Consider the following 2,704-nt stretch of genomic DNA (forward strand, 5'->3'; position numbering starts at 1 on the left):
GCCGCCGAAGGACGGACAGCCCACGCCGACGATGAAGCCGGCCCCCAGAAACCGATGACATGTCGCTGAGACTTCACAAGCCTGCTGCCTTCTGATGCCTAACGTTCGACGTAAGGGGCAGATTGCGCCTTGGCGCAAGACGTCCCCTTGACGGAGGGGTTAGCCGGCAAGGCGGGTGGAATCGGCTTCACAGCTGTGCTCAAACTCAAGGCTCTTGCCGTTGGCAAACGTGATGGTGGCTCAAACATCGCCGGACTCGGATGCCGAGTAGGCTACTGCTTGGACCGTTTGGCCAACTACAGACTCCATGCCTGACAGATTGTTGAGCAGAAGCCCATAGGCGAGGCCCGAATTTTCAGCTGCCTCCGGGGGCTCTGACATGCGCCAGAAGATGGTTTCGCATTCGAAGTACAAGCGATACCACTGTTCAGAAAAGCGCAAGTAGGCGACATTGACTTGATCAGTGATTTGCTGACCTTCATAGAAGTGCTGGAGAACGAAGCCGGTGCAGCGTTGCCCAACGAGCTGAGGCTCTTCGCTGTTGAGATAGTAGTGACCCGCGGCGTTCATTGACGGCTAACGTTCGACGTAAGGGGCCTGCCGAAGGCAGGTCCCCTTGACGGAGGGGTTAGGCGGCGGGCGCTTTGGGCTCACTTCGACATACCGACTAGCCAGGGACGAACCTCAACCAGGAGCGTGCCGTCATTGACGGCGGGATCTTCAAGGGCGAAGCGCTTGACGTCCTCTTCTGAAACGCCAGCCACTGGGATCATCATTCCACCGCCGCCGGCATCGAGGTGCGGACCACCGAGCTCAAGCTTTCCCGCGGTCAGCCATTGACGATAGTGTTGTACATGCTGCATCACTCCCGGCTGTTCAAACATGCCCTTGCCTTGCTGCCATGCAGGGCCTGGACGATGGAAAACAACGTAGCGAATGTCCTTCATGGCGCCAGAGACTGGTTGAGCGATGGCATGGTCAGAGAGATGGGCTGCCGCCGCGTTAACGAACAGAAGAGACAGGACTTTACGCCGAGTGGCAGAGCGCATCTTCATCTGGACACTCGACTTCTTCGACGCTTAACGTTCGACGTAAGGGGCCTGCCGAAGGCAGGTCCCCTTGACGGAGCGGTTAGGCAGAGCGGCCAGAGCACCGAGACGCCTGGAACGCAATGCCACAACCGGTATGTATTTCATGCCCGGCAGCCATGCGAGGCATGCGTTGGTGGAGCAACAGAGTTCCATGACAAATGCTACGACGCTGGACGAAGGATTTCAGCGATCTTGGCCAGCTGCTGGAAACTTGCCTTGGCAGAGATGGCTGGCAGAGTACCACCGGCGGTGACCAAAGTGATCGATTCGAGCGACCTTGGCATGCCGCCGCGGCCACCCACATGTGCCCAAGCAGACTTGAATACGGCTTGAACCGCCACGGATCGCGCGCTGGCCGCCGAAGGACGGACAGCCCACGCTGAGGATGAAGCAGGCACCCAGAAGCCGTAGACACGTCGCTGAGACCTCACCGGCCCCGCTGCCTTCTGATGCCTAACGTTCGACGTAAGGGGCTGGCCGCAGGCCAGTCCCCTTGACGGAGGGGTTAGGGCTCACGGGTTGGCGAACAAGAAGGTAGTGAATTTCGGTCTCCTCGATGACTATGAAACCGTGGCGCTTGTAGAGGGACCCAACTGGATTCCACTTCAGGTACTCGAGCTTGGCGGGAAGGCGCTTTGCATCCGCCTCCTGAAGGACCGACTGGAGGACTCGCGTGCCAATGCCGCGTCGCTGAAAGGCGCCGAGGAGATAGAATTCGCCAAACTGAAGATGCGTATCACTCCACTGAATTGACACAGTGCCAACTGCTTGAGCCTCTGCCACGATGATGAACCAAGGTTTTTCGGACCAGCGTTGGCGATGAAAGCGGAGTTGAAAATCCTCGTCCCAACCCCACCGAGAGGCGATATGTGGCCTTATCGCGTCACGCTTCGCGTGGAAGCAGAAGTCGAAATCAGCTTGCTCTGCCGGACGGAGAGTGACTTTCATGAGCCCTAACGTTCGACGTAAGGGGCTGGCCTCAGGCCAGTCCCCTTGACGGAGGGGTTAGGCCTCATTGACGACATGACGCAGGTGCCATTCATAGAAGGCGTCTATCACCTGCTTTGCAAGCTTGGCTTCCGTTTCAAGTTCCGAGAGGGAATAGACCTTGGCTTCGCCAGAAAGTACCTTGCCCACCTTGGTTGAAGCATTGAAGAGGCTGTCTCGAGTTTCCATGCCCCAGCGACCATGAACAAAGGCGTTTCTAGTCATGCGGAGGCGATCAGCGGCTTTGTACCAGTCGTCGAATTGCTGCACCGCCTCTGGACGCAGAGTCTTTGAGACTTCAACCAACTCTCGAAGCGCGTCGAGGCGTTCCTTGAATCCGAGTCGCTCGATTAGTGGATTGAGGTCGTCGGGCGTCTGAGACTGGAGCAGATTGCGCAGGGCCAGCGCCAACATGAAATCCAGGCGGGCGAACGCGAAGACGAGGTGACCAACCTGCATAGCGGCTTTGGATTCAAGCTCTGCTGGCATACGAGTCCCCGTGCGACTTAACGTTCGACGTAAGGGGCGGCCCGCTTGCGGGACGTCCCCTTGACGGAGGGGTTAGGCGCTCGGGCGAGGCGCTGCTCTGCTAAGCCAAAGCTGAAAAGGAACATAGCAATGAACCT

At 58.1% G+C, this 2,704-nt stretch carries 4 protein-coding genes; all 4 read right to left on the reverse strand.

Annotated features, from left to right (window positions below):
* Positions 1 to 240: 240 nt before the first annotated feature.
* The 4 genes from AACH06_RS29990 to AACH06_RS30005 all read right to left on the reverse strand — a co-directional run bounded on the left by AACH06_RS29990 (position 241) and on the right by AACH06_RS30005 (position 2,567).
* Positions 241 to 570 (reverse strand): hypothetical protein, encoded by a 330-nt coding sequence (locus AACH06_RS29990; protein WP_341429503.1) that lies wholly within the window; start codon positions 568 to 570, stop codon positions 241 to 243.
* 80 nt (positions 571 to 650) lie between these two features.
* Positions 651 to 1,055, reverse strand: a complete 405-nt coding sequence (locus AACH06_RS29995) for a YciI family protein (protein ID WP_341429504.1) — start codon at positions 1,053 to 1,055, stop codon at positions 651 to 653.
* Between the two features lie 489 nt (positions 1,056 to 1,544).
* Positions 1,545 to 2,039 carry a GNAT family N-acetyltransferase gene (locus AACH06_RS30000; protein WP_341429505.1) on the reverse strand — a complete coding sequence of 165 codons (495 nt, stop codon included), beginning with the start codon at positions 2,037 to 2,039 and terminating at the stop codon, positions 1,545 to 1,547.
* Between the two features lie 57 nt (positions 2,040 to 2,096).
* The gene (locus AACH06_RS30005; RefSeq protein WP_341429506.1) at positions 2,097 to 2,567 is read right to left on the reverse strand and encodes a hypothetical protein; all 471 of its coding nucleotides are present in this window, start codon (positions 2,565 to 2,567) and stop codon (positions 2,097 to 2,099) included.
* Positions 2,568 to 2,704: the final 137 nt, after the last annotated feature.

Source organism: Ideonella lacteola, assembly GCF_038066555.1.
In the GTDB taxonomy this organism is placed as follows: Bacteria; Pseudomonadota; Gammaproteobacteria; order Burkholderiales; family Burkholderiaceae_C; genus Ideonella; species Ideonella lacteola.